The 21384-nt window shown below is 71.7% G+C and carries 18 protein-coding genes; 15 read left to right on the top strand and 3 right to left on the bottom strand.

The genetic code is table 11. The features are described from left to right. Window positions 1–343: 343 nt before the first annotated feature. From ABZU53_RS17145 to ABZU53_RS17100, 10 genes are all read left to right on the top strand, one after another. Complete coding sequence (locus tag ABZU53_RS17145; RefSeq protein WP_354863302.1) at window positions 344–1714, top strand: L-serine ammonia-lyase; 1371 nt, start codon at window positions 344–346, stop codon at window positions 1712–1714. Window positions 1715–1786: 72 nt separating this feature from the next. After that, window positions 1787–2614 (top strand): ABC transporter permease, encoded by an 828-nt coding sequence (locus ABZU53_RS17140; protein ID WP_355066676.1) that lies wholly within the window; start codon window positions 1787–1789, stop codon window positions 2612–2614. Between the two features lies 1 nt (window position 2615). Beyond that, complete coding sequence (locus tag ABZU53_RS17135; RefSeq protein WP_354863304.1) at window positions 2616–3362, top strand: ABC transporter ATP-binding protein; 747 nt, start codon at window positions 2616–2618, stop codon at window positions 3360–3362. Window positions 3363–3403: 41 nt separating this feature from the next. Then, window positions 3404–5401 carry a DUF5941 domain-containing protein gene (locus ABZU53_RS17130; RefSeq protein WP_355066682.1) on the top strand — a complete coding sequence of 666 codons (1998 nt, stop codon included), beginning with the start codon at window positions 3404–3406 and terminating at the stop codon, window positions 5399–5401. Between the two features lie 15 nt (window positions 5402–5416). Further along, entirely contained in the window at window positions 5417–7627 is a 2211-nt protein-coding gene (locus ABZU53_RS17125) for a bifunctional glycosyltransferase family 2 protein/CDP-glycerol:glycerophosphate glycerophosphotransferase (protein WP_355066675.1), read from the top strand. A gap of 132 nt (window positions 7628–7759) precedes the next feature. After that, window positions 7760–9058, top strand: a complete 1299-nt coding sequence (locus ABZU53_RS17120) for an ABC transporter ATP-binding protein (protein WP_354861948.1) — start codon at window positions 7760–7762, stop codon at window positions 9056–9058. 93 nt (window positions 9059–9151) lie between these two features. Further along, window positions 9152–10198 (top strand): hypothetical protein, encoded by a 1047-nt coding sequence (locus tag ABZU53_RS17115; RefSeq protein WP_355066674.1) that lies wholly within the window; start codon window positions 9152–9154, stop codon window positions 10196–10198. Between the two features lie 62 nt (window positions 10199–10260). Beyond that, window positions 10261–10725, top strand: coding sequence for a DUF4442 domain-containing protein (locus ABZU53_RS17110; RefSeq protein ID WP_355066673.1), 465 nt, complete (start codon window positions 10261–10263; stop codon window positions 10723–10725). A 61-nt stretch (window positions 10726–10786) separates the two neighbouring features. After that, the gene (locus ABZU53_RS17105) at window positions 10787–11605 is read left to right on the top strand and encodes a beta-phosphoglucomutase family hydrolase (RefSeq protein WP_355066672.1); all 819 of its coding nucleotides are present in this window, start codon (window positions 10787–10789) and stop codon (window positions 11603–11605) included. Continuing rightward, a complete protein-coding gene (locus tag ABZU53_RS17100) occupies window positions 11602–13974 on the top strand; it encodes a glycoside hydrolase family 65 protein (RefSeq protein ID WP_355066671.1) in 2373 nt (790 codons plus the stop codon). Before ABZU53_RS17105 ends, ABZU53_RS17100 begins: the two co-directional genes overlap by 4 nt. A 45-nt stretch (window positions 13975–14019) precedes the next feature. Here ABZU53_RS17100 and ABZU53_RS17095 read toward each other — a convergent pair whose 3' ends face one another. Continuing rightward, entirely contained in the window at window positions 14020–14199 is a 180-nt protein-coding gene (locus tag ABZU53_RS17095; protein ID WP_354861957.1) for a hypothetical protein, read from the bottom strand. 181 nt (window positions 14200–14380) lie between these two features. Here ABZU53_RS17095 and ABZU53_RS17090 point away from each other — a divergent pair, with 181 nt between their 5' ends. Next, window positions 14381–15058, top strand: coding sequence for a dienelactone hydrolase family protein (locus tag ABZU53_RS17090; RefSeq protein WP_354861958.1), 678 nt, complete (start codon window positions 14381–14383; stop codon window positions 15056–15058). Here ABZU53_RS17090 and ABZU53_RS17085 read toward each other — a convergent pair. Continuing rightward, the gene (locus ABZU53_RS17085) at window positions 15053–16240 is read right to left on the bottom strand and encodes an AI-2E family transporter (RefSeq protein ID WP_355066670.1); all 1188 of its coding nucleotides are present in this window, start codon (window positions 16238–16240) and stop codon (window positions 15053–15055) included. The genes ABZU53_RS17090 and ABZU53_RS17085 overlap by 6 nt on opposite strands. Before the next feature lie 142 nt (window positions 16241–16382). On the opposite strand from ABZU53_RS17085, the gene ABZU53_RS17080 reads away from it, so the two are divergent. Then, the gene (locus tag ABZU53_RS17080; RefSeq protein WP_355066669.1) at window positions 16383–16565 is read left to right on the top strand and encodes an antitoxin; all 183 of its coding nucleotides are present in this window, start codon (window positions 16383–16385) and stop codon (window positions 16563–16565) included. A gap of 70 nt (window positions 16566–16635) precedes the next feature. Here the strand turns inward: ABZU53_RS17080 and ABZU53_RS17075 are convergent, their stop codons facing one another. Continuing rightward, window positions 16636–17241, bottom strand: a complete 606-nt coding sequence (locus tag ABZU53_RS17075; RefSeq protein ID WP_355066668.1) for a hemerythrin domain-containing protein — start codon at window positions 17239–17241, stop codon at window positions 16636–16638. A gap of 169 nt (window positions 17242–17410) precedes the next feature. Here ABZU53_RS17075 and ABZU53_RS17070 point away from each other — a divergent pair, with 169 nt between their 5' ends. The 3 genes from ABZU53_RS17070 (at window position 17411) to ABZU53_RS17060 (ending at window position 21306) form a co-directional block, all read left to right on the top strand. After that, the gene (locus ABZU53_RS17070; RefSeq protein ID WP_355066667.1) at window positions 17411–18664 is read left to right on the top strand and encodes a cyanophycinase; all 1254 of its coding nucleotides are present in this window, start codon (window positions 17411–17413) and stop codon (window positions 18662–18664) included. A 206-nt stretch (window positions 18665–18870) separates the two neighbouring features. Continuing rightward, window positions 18871–20301 (top strand): pre-peptidase C-terminal domain-containing protein, encoded by a 1431-nt coding sequence (locus tag ABZU53_RS17065; protein ID WP_354861896.1) that lies wholly within the window; start codon window positions 18871–18873, stop codon window positions 20299–20301. Between the two features lie 66 nt (window positions 20302–20367). Then, complete coding sequence (locus tag ABZU53_RS17060) at window positions 20368–21306, top strand: MurR/RpiR family transcriptional regulator (RefSeq protein ID WP_355066666.1); 939 nt, start codon at window positions 20368–20370, stop codon at window positions 21304–21306. The last annotated feature ends 78 nt before the right edge of the window (window positions 21307–21384 follow it).

Genomic DNA, 21384 nt, shown 5'->3' with positions numbered 1-21384 from the left:
ACCTTGCTCGACACAAGCTGATCTATCAGAAGTCCCGTTCGCGTCTCCAAAGCCCTTGACTCAAGTCCCGATCGCCAAACGCAACAGCGTTGACAACAAGGATCGAGCGTGATCATGAAGGCTGCGCGAAGGTGGCGGACGAGCGGCCGGCGGGAGGCGGCCGGGTGGCCCCGCCGCCGTGCTCGGTTGAGGGGTGAGCTGGGCGGGTAGGCTCGCAGGTCGGGCACCCACACCCCGGGTGACCGGCGGCCACCCGACCGGGCGGCCACGAGCGGGGCTGCCGGACCGGCGGCCACGACCGGGCGGATCCCGTACGACGGGACGACGCCGAGGAAGCGCAGCCATGATCAGTGTTTTCGACCTCTTCAGCGTCGGCATCGGGCCGTCCAGCTCGCACACGGTCGGGCCGATGCGGGCCGCCCGTACGTTCGTGGCCGGGCTCAAGGCCGACGGGCTGCTCACCGAGACGGCGCGGGTGCAGGCCGAGCTGTTCGGTTCGCTGGGCGCGACCGGGCACGGGCACGGAAGCGACCGGGCGGTGCTGCTGGGGCTGGCCGGCGAGGCGCCGGAGACGGTCGACACCGACACCGTCGGTCCTCGGGTCGAGCGGATCCGCGCCGAGCGGCGGATCAGTCTGCTGGGTGCGCACGAGATCGACTTCGATCCGGACCGGGACCTGACGCTGCACCGTCGCCGGTCGCTGCCGTACCACCCGAACGGGATGACCTTCGTGGCCTTCGACGCGGCCGGGGAGCAGGTCCGGGCCCGCAGCTACTACTCCGTCGGCGGTGGCTTCGTGGTGGACGAGGCGGCGGCGGGCGCGGACCGCATCAAGCCGGACAGCACGCGGGTGCGATACCCGTTCCTGACCGGGGCGCAGCTCCTCGACGTCACCACCCGCACCGGGCTGTCGATCAGCGAGGTGATGCTCGCCAACGAGCGCTCGTGGCGCAGCGAGGCGGAGATCCGGGCCGGCCTGCTGGAAATCTGGCGGGTCATGCGGGAGTGCGTGCAGCGCGGCTATGAGCGGGACGGCGTACTCCCTGGTGGTTTGAAGGTCCGGCGGCGCGCGGCGGAGTTGCGGCGCGGCCTGGAGGCGGAGGTCGGGACGCCCGATCCGCTGCACGCCATGGACTGGGTGACGCTGTTCGCCCTCGCGGTGAACGAGGAGAACGCGGCCGGCGGTCGGGTGGTGACCGCGCCGACGAACGGCGCGGCGGGGATCATCCCGGCGGTGCTGCACTACTACAGCCGCTTCATCGAAAAAGCCGACGACGACGGCGTGGTGCGGTTCCTGCTGGCGGCCGGCGCGATCGGCGTGCTGTTCAAGGAGAACGCGTCGATCTCCGGCGCGGAGGTCGGCTGTCAGGGTGAGGTCGGCTCGGCCTGCTCGATGGCGGCGGCGGGGCTGGCCGAGGTGCTCGGTGGCACTCCGGAACAGGTGGAGAACGCCGCCGAGATCGGGATGGAGCACAACCTCGGGTTGACCTGTGACCCGGTGGGTGGCCTGGTGCAGATCCCCTGCATCGAGCGGAACGCGGTGGCTAGCATCAAGGCGATCACGGCCGCCCGGTTGGCCCTGCGCGGCGACGGCGTGCACAAGGTGTCGCTGGACAAGGTCATCAAGACCATGCGGGAGACGGGCGCCGACATGAAGGTCAAGTACAAGGAGACGGCGCGGGGCGGTCTGGCCGTCAACGTGATCGAGTGCTGAACCCCGCCGATTCGGAGCATTCGTTCACCGACTGCTAACCTGGCGTCCGTTTTCAGGAGGCGGGAGGCTGCGGTGACCTCTGGCGTCGCGGCCCTGTGGTCGCACCGCAACTCGCTGCGCATCCTGGTCCGACGGGATCTGGCGGTCAAGTACCAGCAGTCGGTGCTGGGTTACTTCTGGTCGCTGATCGAGCCACTCGGCATGGGCGCCATCTACTGGTTCGTCTTCGGGGTGCTCTACTCCCGCGACACCGGTCGGCACCTCGGCGAGGCGGCCGGGTCGTACCCGTTGTTCCTGATCACCGGGATCTTCGCCTGGATGTGGGCCAGTTCGGCGTTGAGCGAGGCCACCAACGCGCTGACCGGCCAGTCCCGGCTGATCACCACGATGAACGTGCCGCGGCAGGTGTTCCCGATCGGCCGGGTCACCGGTCGGTTCGCCGAGTACGCGGCCGGCCTGCCGATCCTGATCGGCATCGCGGTGATCTACGCGGCGCGCGGCAAGATCCACCCCGGCTGGTCGCTGCTCGCCCTGCCGCTCGCGGTGGCGGTGCAGGCGGTGCTGCTGATCGGGCTGGCCCTGCTGTTGTCCGCGTGGAACGTGCTGATGCGCGACGTGGAGCGGTTTTTGCGGCTGATCATCCGGGTGCTGTTCTACGCCACGCCGATCATCTATCCGCTCAGCCTGGTCCGGGAGTCCGGCCTGCCGGGCTGGCTGAAGGTGGCGTACGAGCTGAACCCGCTGGTCGGGATCTTCCAGCTGCACCACGCGATCTGGTACCCGGACGAGTTCCCGGACACCCGCCTGCTCGCCACCACGGTCGTCGGCAGCCTGCTGGTGCTGGCCGCCGGTTGGTGGTCGTTCCGCCGGTTGGAACCCGCCGTGCTCAAGGAACTCTGACGTGGCCGCGCCGATCATCGAGGCGGACGGTCTGGGCATCCGGTTCGTCCGCAACCGGCGCCGCCAACTGCGGCTGCGCGAGCTGTTCATCCACCGGGGCGCCCGGGGCGCCCTGCCCGGCCAGTTCTGGCCGCTGCGCGACGTGTCGTTCACCGTCGAGCCGGGCGAGACCGTCGGGGTGATCGGCCGCAACGGCACCGGCAAGAGCACCCTGCTGCGGCTGATCGCCGGGGTGCTCATCCCCGACGAGGGCGACATCCGGGTGCACGGCGCGGTGGCGCCGCTGCTGGAGTTGTCCGCCGGCTTCTCCAACGACCTGACCGGGCGGGAGAACCTGCACCTGGTCGGTGGGCTGCACGGGCTGTCGACGAGCTACCTGAAGCGGCACTTCGACGAGATCGTCGAGTTCGCCGGTGAGCAGGTGGAACGGGCCATCGACACGTCGGTGCGGCACTACTCGTCGGGAATGAAGGTGCGGCTCGGCTTCGCGATCATCTCGCACCTGCCGCACCCGATCCTGCTGATGGACGAGGTGACCGCGGTCGGCGACGCGGAGTTCCGCAAGAAGTGTTACGCGACGATTGAACGTCTGCTCGGGGAGGGGCGCACGCTCGTGCTGGTGTCACACAACGAAAAGGACCTGACCCGGTTCTGCCGTCGGGGGTTGTACCTCGACGCGGGCCGGTTGACGCTCGACGGCACCATCGCCGAGGCGCTCGACGCGTACCACGCCGCGGTTCCGCGGTGACGCTCGCGATCGTGCTCGCCGCCGGGACGGCCGCGGCGAGCCTGCGCACCGCGTCCGGCGAGCCGCTGGCCGACCGACTCGCCGCCCAGCTGCGCCGGGCCGGGGCGGCCGACGTGCGCTTCGCCGCCACCCTCGACGAGCTGGCCGAGCTGGCCGACGCCGCCGACGGGCCGCTGCTGATCAGTGGCACCGACCTGGTGGCGCACACCGCCGTACTGCGGCACCTCGCCACCAGCCCGGTGGGACCGACCGTGGCACTGGTGCTGACCGACCCGCCGGTGCCCGGACGGACCGCCGTGCGCGAGGAGCGCGGCCAGATCGTCGACGCCGGCCCGCTGGACGCCCTCGACGGTGACGCGACCGGCGTGTTCGGTGGCGCGTTGCGCGTCGGCGTCGACGACCTGCCGACCCTGGCCGCCGCCGCGCGGGCCGCCGCCGTCGGCGCGCGACCCCTTGCCGCCCCGATCGGGCCGGCCGGTGACGTGTCGCCGCTGCCGGCGGGCGGGGGCGCCGGCCACGACGAGCCCGGGCCCGCCGTGGACCGGCTCGTCGCGGGTCTCGCGGCGCTCGGCACCCTGATCTTCGCCCAGCGGGTACGCCTGCTCGTGGCGCACCGGGTCGAGGACCCGGCCGGGCTGGTCGCCGCCGAGGCGGCGGTGACGGCGGTCGACGAGGACCGCGCCGAGCTGCGGCTGTCGGTGAAGGAGCGGGACGACTTCTTCTCCACGTACTTCGTCAGCACCTGGTCGCCGTACGTGGTCCGGCTCGCGGCCCGGCTGCGGCTCACCCCGACCGGGGTCACGGTGATCTCGGTGCTGTTCGCGCTGGCCGCCGCCGTGCTGTTCGGGGTCGGCGGGCGACCCGCGCTGGTCGGCGGCGCGGTGCTGCTCTACCTCGGCTTCGTGCTGGACTGCGTGGACGGTCAGCTGGCCCGCTACACCCGGCACTTCAGCGCGTGGGGCGGCTGGCTGGACACGATGGCCGACCGGGCGAAGGAGTACCTGGTCTACGCCGGCCTGGGCTTTGGAGTCAGTCACGCCGGGCTGGGCAACGGCTGGGCGTTGGCGATCGCCGCGATGACGTTGCAGACCGTCCGGCACATGACCGACACCTGGTACGGGGTGCTGCACGACGAGGCGGCACGCCGGCCCCGGACGGCGGCGGGAGCCAGCGGCGGTATCGGTGACCGGCTGAACGCCGCGTCGACGCGGGTGCAGGCGGACACGGGCTCGCTGTCGTACTGGCTGAAGCGGACCGTGGTGTTCCCGATCGGTGAGCGGTGGGCGCTGATCGCGCTGACCGTGGCGCTGTTCAATCCGCTGGTCAGCCTCATCGCGGTGCTGGTCTGGGGTGGGTTGGCGTTCGCGTACACCGGGGCGTTGCGCACGTTGCGGGCCCGCTGGATGTGGGTGCCGGTGCTGGACACGGTCGACGCGACCCTGCACCGCGACGACGGCCCGCTGGCCCGCCGGCTGCCGGTGGTCCGCCCGATGGGGCCGCTCACTTTGGCGGTGATCGCCGCGCTCGGCCCGGCGGTGCTGCTTGTCGTCGCCCTGCTGGGCGACTCGCCGGCAGGGCTGCGGTGGGCCGTGCCGGTGGCGTTGCTGGTGCTGCTGGCCGGTGGCCTCGGCGCCGGGGCCGCGCACAACGGCCCGCTGGACTGGCTGGTGCCGGCGGCGCTGCGGGCCGCCGAGTACCTGTTCGCGATCGCCGTCGGGGTGGTCGGCGACGCGCCGGGCTGGCTGATCTTCGGCTACGTCTTCGTGCTCACCGTGCACCACTACGACCTGACGGCGCGACTGGAGAAGCGGCAGACGGCGCCACCGCTGCACGTCGCCACGCTGGGCTGGGACGGACGTTCGGTGCTGCTGGCCCTCGCGGCGATTGTCGGCATCGTGAGTATCGGCATGGCTACACTCGGTGCGTACCTTCTCGTGGTTTTCGTGGCGAGCGTCGTCCTGGCCTGGTTCGTCCGGCCGGCCCGTAGCGCGCGGGCGTCGGCCGCGCCGGTGGGCGCGGGAGGTGTCGCGCCGCGCTGACGGAGGGACGGCCGGATGACCCTGATCAGTTTCGTGGTGCCGGCCTTCCGGGTGCAGGGGTATCTGCGCGAGTGCCTGGACTCGGTTCTCGGCCAGCCGGTGACCGACCTCGAGGTGATCGCCGTCGACGACTGCTCGCCCGACGCCAGCGGCGAGATCATCGACGAGTACGCGACCCGCGACCAGCGGGTCCGGTCGGTCCGACTGTCGGAGAACGTCGGCCTCGGTCCAGCCCGCAACATCGGGCTGGACCAGGCCGTCGGCGAGTACGTGTGGTTTCTCGACGGGGACGACTGGCTGGCGCCGGACTGCCTGCGGGAGGTGGCCGAGCGACTGCGCGCGACCCGGCCGGACGTGCTGCTGGTGGACCACGTCCGGACGCACTGGAACGACACCGCCACCCGCAGCGCGATGGCCGAGGTGTTCCCGGAGTCACCCGGAGCGGCCACTTTCCGGCTGCGGGACCGGCCGGAGGCGATGCGGCTGCTGCACACCGCCTGGAACCGGCTGGTCCGCAGGGAGTTTCTGGTCGAGCTGGGGTTGCGCTTCTCGGACGGCTGGTACGAGGACGTCTCGTTCAGCTACCCGGTGCTGATGGCGGCGCAGCGGATCGGCGTACTGGATCGGGTCTGCGTCAACTACCGGCAGCGCCGTGCCGGCGCGATCACGAAGACCAGAGGGGACCGGCACTTCGAGGTGTTCCCGCAGTGGCACCGGGTCTTCCACCTGATGGACGCCTGGTCGCCGGCGGTGGACGCGCTGCGGCCGGCGGTCTTCGAACGGATGATCTGGCACTACCTGACCGTGCTGGGCAACGGTCAGCGGATCGCCCCGGAACTGCGGCCGGCGTTCTTCGCGCAGATCACCGCCGACTACGCGCGGTGGCTGCCGGAGGGCGGGTATCCCGTGCCGGAGGGCGTCGAGGGAGTCAAGCACCGGCTGGTGGCGGCCGGCCGGTGGCGGACGTTCAGCGCGTTGCGGGCCGCCAGCCGGGCCCGCGACACGGCCCGGAGGCAGGCGCGTACCGCCCGTCGTCGGGTCGGGCCGGTGGCCCGGCGTGGCGCGCGGCTGACCCGCGACGGGCTGCTGCACGAGTACTACCGGGCGGAGCTGCGCCGGCCGGTGGACCCGACGCTCGCGGTGTACGCGGCCTACTGGTACCGCGGGTACTCCTGCAACCCGGCCGCGATCTACGAGGCGGCCCGCCGGCTGGCCCCCGAGGTGCGGGGCGTGTGGATCGTGCGCCGCGACCGGGTGGACGATGTCCCGGCCGGGGTGGAGTACGTCGTCGCCGGCACCCCGGCGTACTACCGGGTCCTCGCGCGGGCCCGGTGGTTGGTCAACAACGTCAACTACCCGGACTTCGTGCGCAAGCGGCCGGAGCAGGTGCACGTGCAGACCCATCACGGCACCCCGGTCAAGGTGATGGGGCTCGACCAGCAGCGCTACCCGGTCGGCGCGGGCCGGATGGACTTCGCCGGCCTGCTGCGCCGGGTGGACCGTTGGGACTACAGCGTCAGCGCCAACAGCTTCTCCACCCAGATGTGGGACCGGGCCTATCCGGCCACCTACACGACGCTGGAGGTGGGCTATCCGCGCAACGACCGGCTGGTCACGGCCAGTCCGGACGAGGTACGCCGGCTCCGCGCGGAGTTCGGCTTCGGGCCCGACGAGCAGGTGGTCCTGTACGCCCCGACGCACCGCGAGCACCTGCCCGGCTACCGGCCGCCCTTCGACCCGGACCGGTTCGTCGCCGCGCTCGGTGACTCGGGGCGGCTGCTGATGCGCAGCCACTACTTCCACGACCGGGAGCGCCGGCCCGGCTGGCCGCTGGACTTCCAGCGGGTGCGCGACGTCAGCGGCTACCAGCGGGTGGAGGACCTCTACCTCGTCGCCGACGTGCTGGTCACCGACTACTCCTCGGCGATGTTCGACTATGCGGTGCTGGACCGGCCCATCGTGCTCTACACACCGGACTGGGAGGCGTACCGCCTGGCCCGGGGTGTCTACTTCGACGTCACCGCGGAGCCACCGGGGGCTGTGGCCACCACGTTCGCCGACCTGCTCGACCTGTTCCGCACGGACGCGGTGCGCTCGGACGCCGCGCACAAGGCCCGCCAGCACTTCCGGGGCCGGTTCTGCCGCCTGGACGACGGGCAGGCGGCCGAGCGGGTGGTGCGCCGGGTGTTCCTCGGCGAACAGCCCGAACCGTCGGCGGGCTGCTGACCGCGACGACACCCCGTCCCGGCGTAATAGCGGCGTCATGGGCCGAACACGAGACGTTTACCCGATGTGCGAATCGAATGATCCTGGTCACAGTCTTGTGGGGGTTCGGCCGACGACCTGGGGGAGGTGACGGTGAGCACCGTCGCGCTCAAAGATGTGACCAAAGTTTTCAAGGACGGCACGTTGGCCGTCGACAGCATAAATCTGGATGTGAACGACGGCGAGTTCATGGTGTTGCTGGGGCCATCCGGCTGCGGCAAGTCCACAGTGCTGCGCATGATCGCCGGTCTGGAGGACCCGACACAGGGCGCGGTGCTGCTGGACGGGGAGCTGGCCAACGACCTGCCGCCACGCGACCGCAAGATCGCGATGGTCTTCCAGGACTTCGCGCTCTATCCGCACATGACCGTTGGCGACAACATCGCCTTTCCGCTGCGGCTGGCCGGTGTCGAACCGGAGCCGCGCGGTGAGCGGGTGACCGACGTGGCGAGCGCCCTGGGCATCAGCGACGTGCTCGCCCGCAAGCCGGGCCAGCTCTCCGGCGGCCAGCGCCAGCGGGTCGCCATGGGCCGCGCAATCGTCCGACGACCGGGGCTGTTCCTGATGGACGAGCCGCTGTCGAACCTGGACAGTGGGCTGCGCGCCGAGCTGCGCGCGGAGATCTCCGGGCTGACCCGGGAGCTGGGCGTCACCACCGTCTACGTCACCCACGACCAGGCCGAGGCGCTGACCATGGCCGACCGGGTGGCCATCATGCGCCGCGGCGTGCTCCAGGACGTGGGCACACCCACCCAGGTGTACGGCCGCCCGGCGACGCTCTACGTGGCCGCCTTCCTGGGCAGCCCCCGGATGAACCTGCTGGAGGCGTCGGTCTACGTCCACCTCGACCGGTACGTCACGCTCAACCTCGGTGACCAGTCGCTCTACCTGCCGTGGAACGACATCCGCAGCCGGGCGGTGGCGCATTACCACGGCGAGCGGATCGTGGTCGGGATGCGGGCCGAGGCGCTCACCCCGGTCGCCCCGGACAGCCCCGGTGACGTGCTGCGCGGCCGGATCCGCTACCTGGAGCACCACGGGCACGAATCGCTGGCGTTCCTCGACATCGGGGCGACCGCGATCGTCGTGGACGAGATGGGCGCGCCTCTGGACCCGCCGCCCGTTGGCCAGCGAGGGCTGCGCCGGTTCGGTGCGGTGATGCAGCGGCTCACCGGCAAGCCGGTGGAGCCCCAGGAGGTCTCGAACGGTGCCACGCGGACCAGCGTCCTCCCCGACCCGGGCCGGCACCACCGTCGCCCGGCCGAGTTGGCGGTGCGGCTGGCGCCGTACCCGGCGGTCACCGCCGGTCATCCGCTCGCCGTGTCGGTTCGGATGGACGCGCTGCACTTCTTCGACGAGCGCGGGGCCCGGATCGACGTGGGTTGGCGGTGACGCCACGCCGTAGCGGGGTGGCGGGAGGTCCGTCCGGTGTCCTACCGTCTGCCCACCTAGTCCACTATGTGACACACCGAAAGGGGTGCACCCGTGTCGGGTGACCGTCCCAGCCCGCTCGTCATCGAGCGCATCCTGCGCGACCGGCAGGGCATCTGGCAGCAGATCGTGGCCGAGGGCGACCTCAACGCGCTGACCGGGCGGATGCTGGCCAGCTCCGCCATCGCGCTCGCCTGCTACGGCGCGGTGCTCGGGGCGTTCCACAGCCCGCTGATGGCGCTCACGTCCGCGCTGAAGCTGCCGCTGCTGTTCCTGGTCACGCTGGCCATCTGCCTGCCCACGCTCTATCTGTTCAACCTGGTGTTCGGCGCCCGGCTGTCGGTGCGCCAGTCGCTGGCGCTGGTGATGGTCGCGATCACGGTCACGTCGATGCTCGCGGTGGCGTTCGCACCGATCAGCCTCTTCTTCCTGATCACCGCGCCCGACTACGGCTTCTTCAAGCTGCTCAACGTCGCCATCCTGACGCTGTCGGCGCTGGTCGGGCTGCGCTTTTTGACCGGCGGGATGCAGGTGCTCAACGACCACGGCCTGCTCGCCCCGGCGGTGGCCACGGCCGGGGCCGCGGGCCAGGTCAACGCCCAAGCGCCGGCGGTGCCGGCTGCCGTGCCCGCCGGTTCGGTGCCGGCCAGCGTGCCCGCCGGTGCGGCCTCGTCCGCCGATGCGGGTGCCGAGCCGGTCGCCGTGTCGGCGGGAGCAGCGGTGGCGGGGTCGGCCGCGAACGGTGGCACGCCCGCCGCGACGCCGACGGTGCAGACCCCGGCGCACGTCCCGGCCCACGTCCCGGCCCAGTGGGGCGGACAGCCGGCCCCCGGCTCGTTCCCGCCCGGCATGATGCCGCCCGGCTACCCGGCGGCGCAGCGTCCGTGGGCCACCCCGCCGGCCCGGCGCGGCGAGCCGACGCAGCGGCCGGCCAGCATGACGCTGCTCTACATCTGGATCCTGCTCTTCGGGTTCGTCGGCACCCAGTTGGCGTGGACGCTGCGTCCGTTCTTCGGTGACCCGGGTCAGGATTTCTCGCTCTTCCGCAGCATCGACGGCAACTTCTACGCGGAGATCCTGCGGACGATCGCCAACCTCTGACCCATCGGTAGCCGGGAAAAACCCTGGTTGCCGCCCTGGTTACCGAGAAGTAACGTCGGGCTATGACCATCGACTCCCGCCAGGTGGCGGCCGGCATCCTGGAAGCGGTGCCGTTCGCCCGTACGCTCGGCATCGAATTCGTCGAGGTGGCACCGGAGGCGGACGGCGGGGTGCGGGCCGTCGTCCGACTCCCCGACACGCCGGCGACCCACAACCACGTCGGCGGCCCGCACGCCGGGGCGATGTTCACGCTCGGCGAGACGGCCTCCGGCGCGGTCGTGCTGGCCGCCTTCGGGCAGCTGCTCGACCGTTGCGTGCCGCTCGCCGTCCGGGCCGAGATCGCCTACCGCAAGCTGGCCCGGGGGCCGGTGCTGGCCGCCGCGCGGCTCGGGCGGCCCGCCCCGGAGGTGATCGCCGAGCTGGAGTCCGGTCGGCGGCCCGAGTTCGCCGTCGAGGTGGAGATCGCCACCGAGGACGGCACGACCACCTCGGCGATGACGGTGATCTGGACGTTGCGGCCGAACTGAGCCAGGCCACGGGCGGCCGAAAACGGGTTTGCGGGCCGGGCCGGGTGGTTAGATTCGTACCGTGCTGGGCCTACCTGCTCATGTGACCGCCTGTCTCTTCGATCTGGACGGTGTGCTGACGCAGACCGCCCGGGTGCACAACGCCGCCTGGACGAAGACGTTCGACGAGTTCCTGCGGCAGCGGGCCACGGCAACCGGAGAACCCTTCCAGCCGTTCGACCCCGGCCCGGACTACAACCGCTACGTCGACGGCCGGCCCCGCGCCGACGGCGTCCGGTCGTTCCTCGGCTCCCGGGGGATCGTGCTCCCCGAGGGCAGCCCCGACGACCCGCCGGACGCCGACACCGTCAACGGTGTCGGCAACCGCAAGAACGTCCTGCTGCTGGAACAGCTGCGCACCTCCGGAGTCGAGGTCTACCCGGGTTCGGTGCGTTATCTGCGGGCGGCGGCCGCCGCCGGGCTGCGTCGGGCGGTGGTCACCGCGAGCGCCAACGGGCGCGAGGTGGTCGCCGCGGCCGGGCTGGAGGCCCTTCTGGAGGCGCGGGTCGACGGGCTCGTCGCCCGCGAGCAGAAGCTGCGCGGCAAGCCGCAGCCCGACACCTTCCTGGCCGGGGCCAGGATCCTCGGTGTGGACCCCACCCAGGCCGCCGTCTTCGAGGACGCGCTCTCCGGGGTGGCCGCCGGCCGGGCCGGCGGCTTCGGGTATGTGATCGGTGTCGACCGGGTGGGACAGGCCGACGAACTGCTCGCACACGGCGCCGACGTCGTGGTGAAGGATCTCGCCGACCTGCTCGACGCGGGCGACGCCGACCCGCCGGCGCCCCGCCCCGCCGGCGACACCGCTGGCCGGGCGCCCACCGGCGAGCGGGGCCTCGCGTGATCCGGGAACGGGCCTATCCCGTCGAGCCCTGGCACATCCGGGAGACCCGCCTGGACATGGACGTGCTGGCCCAGTCGGAGTCGGTCTTCGCGCTCTCCAACGGCCACGTCGGTCTGCGCGGCAACCTCGACGAGGGCGAGCCGCACGGCCTGCCCGGCACCTACCTCAACTCGTTCTACGAGCTGCGTCCGCTGCCGTACGCGGAGGCCGGCTACGGGTTCCCCGAGTCCGGGCAGACCATCGTCAACGTCACCAACGGCAAGCTGATCCGGCTGCTCGTCGACGACGAACCGCTCGACGTCCGCTACGGCGAGCTGCTGTCGCACGAGCGCATCCTCGACATGCGGGCCGGCACCCTGCACCGGGAGCTGCACTGGCGCTCGCCGGCCGGCCGTGAGGTCAAGGTCCGCAGCACCCGGCTCGTGTCGTTCACCCAGCGGTCGGTCGCCGCGATCAGCTACGAGGTGGAGGCCGTCGACGGCCCGCTGCGGCTGATCGTCCAGTCCGAACTGGTCGCCAACGAGTCGCTGCCGGCGCAGAGCAAGGACCCCCGGGTCGCGGCGGTGCTGGAGTCGCCGTTGCAGGCCGAGGAGGAGCTGACCACACCGGACGGCGGGCAGCTGATCCACCGCACCAAGGTCTCCGGGCTGCGGGTGGCCGCCGCCATGGAGCACGAGGTGCACGGCCCGGACCACACCACCATCGAGTCCGAGGGGTACGAGGACTGGGTTCGCACCACCGTCGGCTGCGTGCTCCGGCCCGGCGAGAAGCTGCGGGTGGTCAAGTACCTGACGTACAGCTGGTCCAGCCGCCGTTCGCTGCCCGCGCTCCGCGACCAGGTCGGCGCGGCGCTCGCCGGGGCCCGGCTGGACGGCTGGGACGGTCTGCACCGGGAGCAGCGCAACTACCTCGACGAGTTCTGGGACGCGGCCGACGTGCTGGTCGAGGGCGATCCGGAGATCCAGCAGGCCGTGCGGTTCGGTCTGTTCCACGTGCTCCAGGCCGGCGCCCGGGCCGAGCAGCGACCGATCTCGGCAAAGGGGTTGACCGGCCCCGGTTACGACGGGCACGCCTTCTGGGACACCGAGATGTTCGTCCTGCCGGTGCTCACGTACACCCAGCCGAGCGCGGTGCGCAGCGCCTTGCAGTGGCGGCACAGCACGCTGGGGCAGGCCCGGGAACGGGCCGAGACGCTCGGCTTCAAGGGCGCTGCCTTTCCCTGGCGGACCATCGAGGGGCCGGAATCCTCCGGGTACTGGCCGGCAGGCACCGCGGCGTTCCACATCGCCGCCGACATCGCCGACGCGGTCCGCCGGTACGTGCTGGTCACCGGGGACACCGTCATGGAGCGGGAGATCGGTCTGGAGCTGCTGGTCGAGACCGCCCGGCTGTGGCGCTCGATCGGGCACCACGACCGGCACGGCCAGTTCCACATCGACGGGGTCACCGGCCCCGACGAGTACACGGCGGTGAAGAACGACAACGTCTACACCAACCTGATGGCCCAGCGGAATTTGCTCACCGCCGCCGAGGTCGTGATGCGCTACCGGGATGAGGCGTTCCACCTCGGTGTCACCGACGAGGAGGCGGCGAGCTGGCGGGACGCGGCGACCTCGATGCACGTGCCGTACGACCACGAGCTGGACGTGCACCAGCAGGTGGAGGGGTTCACCCGGCTGCAGGAGTGGGACTTCCCGCACACACCCGCGGAGAAGTACCCGCTGCTGCTGCACTACCCGTACTTCGATCTGTACCGCAAACAGGTTGTCAAGCAGGCTGACCTGGTCCTGGCCATGCACTGGCGGGGGGACGCGTTCACCCCCGAGCAGAAGGTGCGCAACTTCCTCTACTACGAACGACGGACGGTGCGCGACTCGTCGCTGTCGGCCTGTACCCAGTCGGTGCTCGCCGCCGAGGTGGGCCATCCCGACCTGGCGCACATCTACCTGCGCGAGGCCGCGCTCATGGACCTGCACGACCTCAACGAGAACACGCGCGACGGCGTGCACATGGCCTCGCTGGCCGGCGCGTGGCTCGCCCTGGTCAGCGGGTTCGGCGGGCTGCGCGATCACGACGGTGAGCTGTCGTTCGCGCCCCGGCTCTCCAGCCGGCTCAGCCGCCTGGAGTTCTCCGTTCAGTGGCGCGGGCTGGCGCTGCGGGTGGACGTCCGGCCGCACCAGACGACGTACTCGCTGCGCCACGGGGGCCCGGACGACGTCGTGGAGCTCCGCCACCACGACCAGATGCTGCGGGTCACCTGCAATGAGCCGGTGACCGTGCCGGTGCCGCCGGCCGAGCCCTCGGGGCCGCCGCCGGAGCAGCCACCGGGCCGGTCGCCGTTGCTGCGGCTGCCCGAGCACGAGCAGTGACGGCCGGGGCGGGAGCACTCCCGCCCCGGCCGTCACGCGCGTACGTCAGACCGGCTCGCCGGTCGAGGGCCGCCCGATCGCGTCGCGGGGTGCGGCCGCCTTGGGATCGTCGGGCAGCCGGGCCGAGGCGGCCTGGTCCCCGAAGTCCTGGTTGCGCTCCGCGTCCTGTTCACGTTGGTCGCGCTCGGTCATCTGCTGCTGCCGGGAGATCTGCTGCTTGGCCATGCTGATCCTCGCGATCCGTCGGGGCGCCGGTGCGCCGACACGGTCTGCGGTCGGTCGTCGCGTACCCGGCGGCCCACCCGGCAAACGCCGCCCCGGAAGCCGCGCGATGCGGCGGGCGCGGGGCGCGTGCGACGCGGCGGGTGGGGTAAGCGGGCCAGAGGCGAGCACGCGGAGGTGCGGCATGGACGAGCAGCGCAGCACGGTGACCATTCCGATCCGGGACGCCCAGCTTCCCGCCGATCTGATGCTGCCCCCACGGCCGGTCGGCGTGGTGCTGTTCGCGCACGGCAGCGGTAGCTCGCGGCACAGCCCACGCAACGTCGCGGTGGCCCGGACGCTGACCGACCGCGGCCTCGCCACCGTGCTGGTGGATCTGCTCACGCCGGACGAGGACGAGCTGGACACGCGCACCGCCGAACTGCGGTTCGACATCGGGATGTTGGCCAGCCGGCTGGCCGGGATCGTCGACTGGTTGGCGGTCGAGAGCCCCGCCGGTGACGTGCCGATCGGTCTCTTCGGTGCCAGCACGGGCGCCGCCGCCGCGCTGGTCGCGGCCGCGTACCGCGCCGACCGGGTGGGCGCGGTGGTCTCCCGGGGCGGCCGACCCGACCTGGCCGGCGCCGCCCTGGCCCAGGTGCGTACCCCGACGCTGCTGCTGGTCGGCGGCCTGGACGAGGAAGTGCTCACGCTCAACGAGCAGGCGCTCACCGAGCTGGGGGAGGTCGGCGAACTGTGGGTGGTGCCGGGGGCCACCCACCTCTTCGAGGAGCCCGGCGCGCTCGACCAGGTCGCCGAACACGCCGGCACCTGGTTCACCACCCATCTCGCCCGGACGACCGCCGCGCCGCGCCGCTCATGACAGTGCCGGCGCGTCCGTGGTGGAGCGGCGGCGCTGAACGGTGTCGATGACTCGCCAGAGAACGGCGGTGATCGGAACGCTGACGAAGGCGCCGGCGATGCCCGCGATCAGGGTGCCCGCGGTGACCGCCACCAGGATGACGGCCGGGTGCAGGCGCACCTGCCGCTTCATGACCAGCGGCTCCAACAGGTTGCCCTCGATCTGCTGCACCGCGACCACCGCGGCGAGGGTGAGCAGGGCGGTCGTCGGCCCGTTGGCCGCCAGCGCCACCAGCACCGCCACCGCGCCGGCCACCGTCGCCCCGATGATCGGTACGAAGCCGCCGAGGAAGGTGATCAGCGCCAGCGGCAGGGCCAGCGGCACCCGCAGCAGCACCAGGGCCAGGCCGATGCCGATCGCGTCGATCGCGGCGATCAGCATGGTCCCCCGGCTGTACGCGCCCAGCGTCTGCCAGCCGGCCCGGCCGGCCTCGGCCACCACCGGTCGGTTCGGGCCGGTCATCCGGGACAGCACCCAGTGCCACATCGACCTGCCGTCCTTGAGCAGGAAGAAGAGCAGCACCAGGGCGAGCAGCGCGGAGCCGACGACCTCGCTGGCCGTCCGGGCGCCCGACACCGGGTCCGGAGAGCTGCCGCTGAGCCCCTCCCGGGCCTGGTCGACCAGCTTGTCGAGTTGGGCGTCGCTGACCGGCAGGGTGGACGTGACGAAGTCACGGCTGCGGTCGAGCCCCTGGGTCAGCTCCTGACTGAGCTGGTCGAACTGGCTGGCGGTCAGGTTCCACACCAGCGCGCCGACCCCCACCAGGATGCCGAGCAGCAGCAGGACGGTGAGCAGCGCGGCCAGTGCCGCGGGCAGGCGCAGGCGGCGCAGCCGGAGCAGCACCGGGTCGAGCAGCGCGGTGAGGAAGATGGTGGCGGCCAGCGCGATGGCCAGTGGCGCCAGCAGGACGGCGATCCGGCCCAGCAGATAGAGCCCGGCGACGATCACCACCAGGCAGGCGCTCCACAGCACCGCGGTCCGGACCAGCCAGGGCAGGCTGGCCCACGCCTGGCGCGGGCCGGTCTCACCGGTCTCACCGGTCTCACCGGTCGTCGCCGCAGTGCCGGTTGTGGACGCGGTGCCGGTTGTGGACGCGGTGCCGGTTGTCGGCGCGGCGTCCGCCCCGGGTTCGTCTGCCGTCATGTCGGCCCTCCTCGACCTCGGCGAGTCGGTACCCGGCCGGCGATGCACCGACACCCGAATCGCGCCATCCCCGTCCGGACCGTCGGTGTTTGCGCCGACAGGCCCAGGGAACGCAAGTGGAAACGATCCGAGGAGGAGCGCCGTGGGTGACTTCATGGACAAGGCCAAGGACGTCACGGACAAGCACGACAAGCAGGTCGACCAGGGCATGGAGAAGGCCGGCGACATGGCCGACAAGCGCACGGGCGGCAAGTACGACGACCAGATCGACAAGGGCGTGGATCAGGCGCAGGCGCGTACCGGTGAGGGTGACCAGGTCCGCTGACGAACCGGACGTCTCCCGGGCCGCCGAGGTGTCGGCGGCCCGGGATTGTCCCTGTCGGACGGTACGTCGGTCAGCGCTGCTGCTTCTCGCGTAGCTCGTCCATCGACGTCGGCCGGTCGCGCAGTGCGTCACGCAGCCGGTCGATCAGCCCGGTGCCGGGGGCGAGCAGCTTGTTCGCCGGCGGGCGGTCCGGCGCGCTCGGGTGGGGCCGGGTCGGCGCCACCTTCTTGAACGCCGTCACCTTCCCGGCCAGCTCGACCAGCTCCTCACGGGCCGTGGCCGCGCGCAGCCGGGGGAAGAGGTCGTTCTCCTCGTCCTGCACGTGGTGACGGATGGTGCTGGTCAGGTTGGCGAGCAGCTCGTCGAAGCGGGGGTCGGACGGGTCAACCGACTCCAGGTCCTTCATGGTCCGTTCGGCGTCGGCGTGTTCGTCGATCTCGTGGTCGGCGATCTGGTCGCCGTCGGGCAGTGCCTTGCGAGCCGTCGGATAGACGTACGCCTCCTCGGCCACCGCGTGCCGCACCAGCTCGGCGATCAGCACGTCGGTGAGCTGCCGGCGGTACTCGGGCGTGCCCTGCCGCGTCTCCAGCTCGACGAAGAGGGTCTCGACCTCGCGGTGGTCGGCGATGAGGATGTCGACGACATCCTCATCGTCGGTGGTCTGTGGATTGCTCATCTGGGCCCCTTACCGGTTGCGGTCGGTGGGTGTGTGGCCCCTGGTACCCCGCAGCGGTCGGGCAAACCTACGGTCGCCGATGGATTTGACGGCGACCCGTTGTTCGCGTCGGGACGCTGTCGTACGCTTCGTCTCGGCCCGCCCTCACGGTCTCCTGTGAGGAGCAGTCATGCCCCTGAACCGCCTGCTGGCCCTCGGGCTCGGCGTGTGCACGGCGGTCGCGATGAGCGTCCCGCTGGCCGCGGCACCAGCCTCGGCCCATCCGTCCCACTCCGGTGGCGGCAGTCTGGTCCTTGTCGGCGGCGGGCTCGCCGACGACAACGCTGCCGTCTACGGCGACATCGTCCGGCTGGCCGGCGGCGTCGGCAAGGCCCGCATCGGCATCTTCACCGCGGCCGCTCCGGTGCCGGCCGAGGATCCGGACGCGGCCACCCCGGACTGCAACAACAGTGTCTGCAACGGCGACTACTACGCCACGCTGTTCCGGAGCTACGGCGTGGCCGACGCGCAGTGGATCCCGATCGACCTGGACCGGTCGGGCGCCGCCGAGGACCCGGCCGTGGTCCGGCAGATCGACTCGATGACCGGCTTCTTCTTCGGCGGCGGCGACCAGTACCGCTATGTCACCACGATGACCCGGGGGAAGGCCCAGCGGGACACGCCGGCCCTGGCGGCGGTGCGGCGCAAGCTCCGCGCCGGCGCGGTGGTCGCCGGCACGAGCGCGGGCGCGCAGATCATGGCCGGCCGCGACATGATCACCGGTGGCTCCACCGAGCCCGGTCTGCGCGACGGTGCCCGGCCCGGCTACTTCGAGGACGCCGGCGTGCTGGCGTACCTGCCCAAGGGTGGTTTCGGATTCTTCACCGACGGCCTGCTGGACACGCACTTCTCGCGGCGGGGCCGGGAGGCCCGGTCGATCCGGCTGGCGGCGGACACCCGGCACCAGCGGGTCTTCGGCCTGGACGAGGACACGGCACTGGAGGTGACCGGGGTCGGCACGCCGCGGCAGTCGCTGCGCGTCCTCGGCACGCGCGGCGTGAGCGTGCTCGACCTGCGCCGCGCCCGCGTCACCGAGTCGGCCGTGTGGGGCATCGAGGGGGTCCGGTGGAGCCGGCTCACCTCCGGTGACCGCTACCGGTCCGGCCGCTGGCAACCGGTGATTTCGCCGGGCAAGCAGCGGGTGACCCCGACCGCCGGCGCGTGCACCGTCCCGGCCTCGGACGACGTCTTCTACGACTATGCACTTGTCGGTCTCGCCGAGGGACTGGTCGACCAGGCCGGTTGTGCGTCGACGTCGGGCACGTCGTACGAGAAGGACCCGCAGTTCGCCGCCGAGGTGACCCGGGGCCGTGGCTTCGCCGGGTACCGGGTCGGCTCGACGACGTCGTTCGTGGACGCGGTGATCGGCATCCGTCCGGTCTGACGATCGGCCCACCTGGCACGTTTCACCAGGAGCGGTATGACTCTGCGTCATAAATATGGCGGGGAGTCATACCGCTCGTCCCGGTGGTGGCGGCCGGGCCACGTCGCCGCGCGCTGCGACGAGATGTAACAGGGGTTACTTATTGAGCAACGAACGTGATGGATGTAACTTCTGTTTCATCGATTCGTGGCCCCTCGGAGGTGCCCATGTCCCCTTCCCGTAACCCCATCCGCAAGCGGCTCGCGGTGCTCGTCACCACGACCACCCTGCTGACCGTGGCACCGATCGGGGTGACCGCCGCGTACGCCCAGGTCACCCGGGTCCGGCAGGGCAGCTCGACGGACGTCAGCCGGGCCAGCTGGTCCGGCCCGGCGTACACCATGAACGGCTCGGGCGGCATCGTGGCCGCGACGATGAACCAGGCGATCGCCGCGATTCGCGGCGGCTCCGGCTCGATCGACGTGGCCGTCGTCGCCGGATCGGGCACCGGCACCCCGGAGTGTGACGTGATCACCGGGCTGAGCGGCGTCAACTCCTGCACCACGCTCACCCTCACCGCCGCCAGCGACGGCAACAACAGCCAGGTCAACACCGACATCCGCAACGCCGAGTTCGTCTACTTCGCCGGCGGCGACCAGTGTCGGTACGTGGCGTGGAAGGGCACCGCGCTGGAGGCGTCCGTCGAGTCGGTGGTGGCCAAGGGCGGCGGGGTCGGCGGCGGCAGCGCCGGGCACCACGTCAACAGCGACATCGTGTACGACGCCTGCGGCGGCAGCGCCACCTCGGCCATCGCCCTCGACGATCCGTACGACGCGTCGATGACGTTCACGACCGGGATGTTCCGCTGGCCGAACTACGCCGACACCATCAACGACTCGCACTTCGTCACCCGGGACCGGATGGGCCGGCTCATGGCGTTCGTGGCGCGGTCCATCAAGGATGGCCGGACCAGCGGTGGCAAGGCGTGGGGAGTGGGCGTCGAGGAGGGCGCCTCGCTCTTCATCGACCGCTTCGGCCTGGCCACCCTCAGCGGGCCGAGCGCGTACGTCGTGCTCGGCGACCACCAGCCGGAGGTGGCCAGCTCGGGCCAACCCCTGACCTACTCCAACTTCAAGATCTGGAAGCTGACCAGCGGTCAGAGCTACCACTTCGGCAACCGGCCGACCTGCGGCTACTACCTCAAGAGCGTCACCAGTGGCGTCCCCAGCGGCAGCCTCTACAGCGGTACGCCGGTCACCGACTGCTCCACGCCGCCGCCCACCGGCGGATCCAGCTATGCCGAGGTCGAGGCCAACGACTCCCGCGCCGCGGCCAACGACGTGACCGGCCGCAGCTACCCGCTGACCATCACGGGGGACATGAAGAGCGGCACGGACCGGGACTACTTCACGGTCAGCCTCGCCAGCGGGCAGACGCTGTCCGTGAACTGCGCGGTGCCCACCGCGTACGACGCCGATCTCTACCTGCTCAGCTCCACCGGAAGCACGCTCACCAGGTCGGTCAACGACGGCGCCGGCACCGGCGAGTCGGCGTCCACCACCCGTACCGCGTCCGGCTCGGCGACCTACTACGTCGAGCTGGAGGCGTACTCGGGATCGGGCAGCGCCGACTACAGCTGCACCGTCACGAAGTCCTGATCACCGCTGCGGCGCGGACGCGTTCGGCGCGTCCGCGCCGCCTCGGGCCACGGCTAGGCTCAGCGCGTGTCGACCTCCGATCACGCCGACCAGCCGGGCGCCCGGCCGGTGGCGTACCCCAGCGGTTCTGATCCCGACGGCGTTGAGCCGGCGGCCGTCGGGGTGGCCGCCCTCATCCGGCAGCGCCTCGGTGAGTGCAGCCCGGCCGAGCGGCGGGTGGCGCGGGCCCTGCTCGCCGCCTATCCGGCGGCCGGGCTCGGCACGGTGGCCGCCCTGGCCGAGCGCGCCGAGGTGAGCGCGCCGACCGTGCTGCGCTTCCTCAGCCGTCTCGGCTTCGGTGGCTACCCGGAGTTCCAGCGCGCGCTGCGCGACGAGCTGACCGAGCGCGAGGTCTCGCCGCTGACCGCGTACCGGGCGGCGGAACGAACGGGCGAACCGCCGGCGGGGGCGCTGTCCCGCGCGGCGGCGCGGCTGCCCGAGGCGGTCGCCCGCACGCTCGTCGAGCTGCCGCAGGGTGAGCTGGACGCGGCGGCCCGGCTCCTCGCCGACCAGCAGCTGCGGGTCACGGCGGCCGGCGGCCGGTTCTCCGGGCTGCTCGCCCACTATCTGGTGCTGCACCTCATGCAGGTACGCGGGGGGAGCCGGCTGCTCCCGGCCAGCCCGGTCGAGCGCACCGACATGCTTGTCGACGTGGGCCGGCGTGACCTGGTCGTGCTCTTCGACTTCCGGCGGTACGAGGAGCCGACGCTGGCACTGGCCCGCGAGGTGACCGGGCGCGGTGCCCGGGTGGTGCTGTTCACCGACCGGTGGCTGTCCCCGGTGGCCGGTCTGGCCGAGGTGGTGCTGCCCGGCCGGGTGGAGTCGCCCTCGCTGTACGACAGCTTCGTTCCGGCGCTGGCCCTGGTGGAGACGGTGGTGGCGGCGGTGATCGACCGGCTCGGGCCGGTCGCGGGCACCCGACTGAAGGCGATGGAACAGGCGCAGCAGGAGTTCCACATCGGCTGACCGCCGTTACAGAAAACTGTAACCCCACAGAAATAGTAATGTGCGTTACAGTCCGGGTGCTGGTACGTCTGGCACCCG

The sequence above is a fragment of the Micromonospora sp. NPDC005194 genome, assembly GCF_040608335.1.
In the GTDB taxonomy this organism is placed as follows: Bacteria; Actinomycetota; Actinomycetes; order Mycobacteriales; family Micromonosporaceae; genus Micromonospora.
The sequence above is the reverse complement of the archived record's forward strand: the minus strand, read 5'-3'. Positions and strand labels throughout refer to the sequence as shown.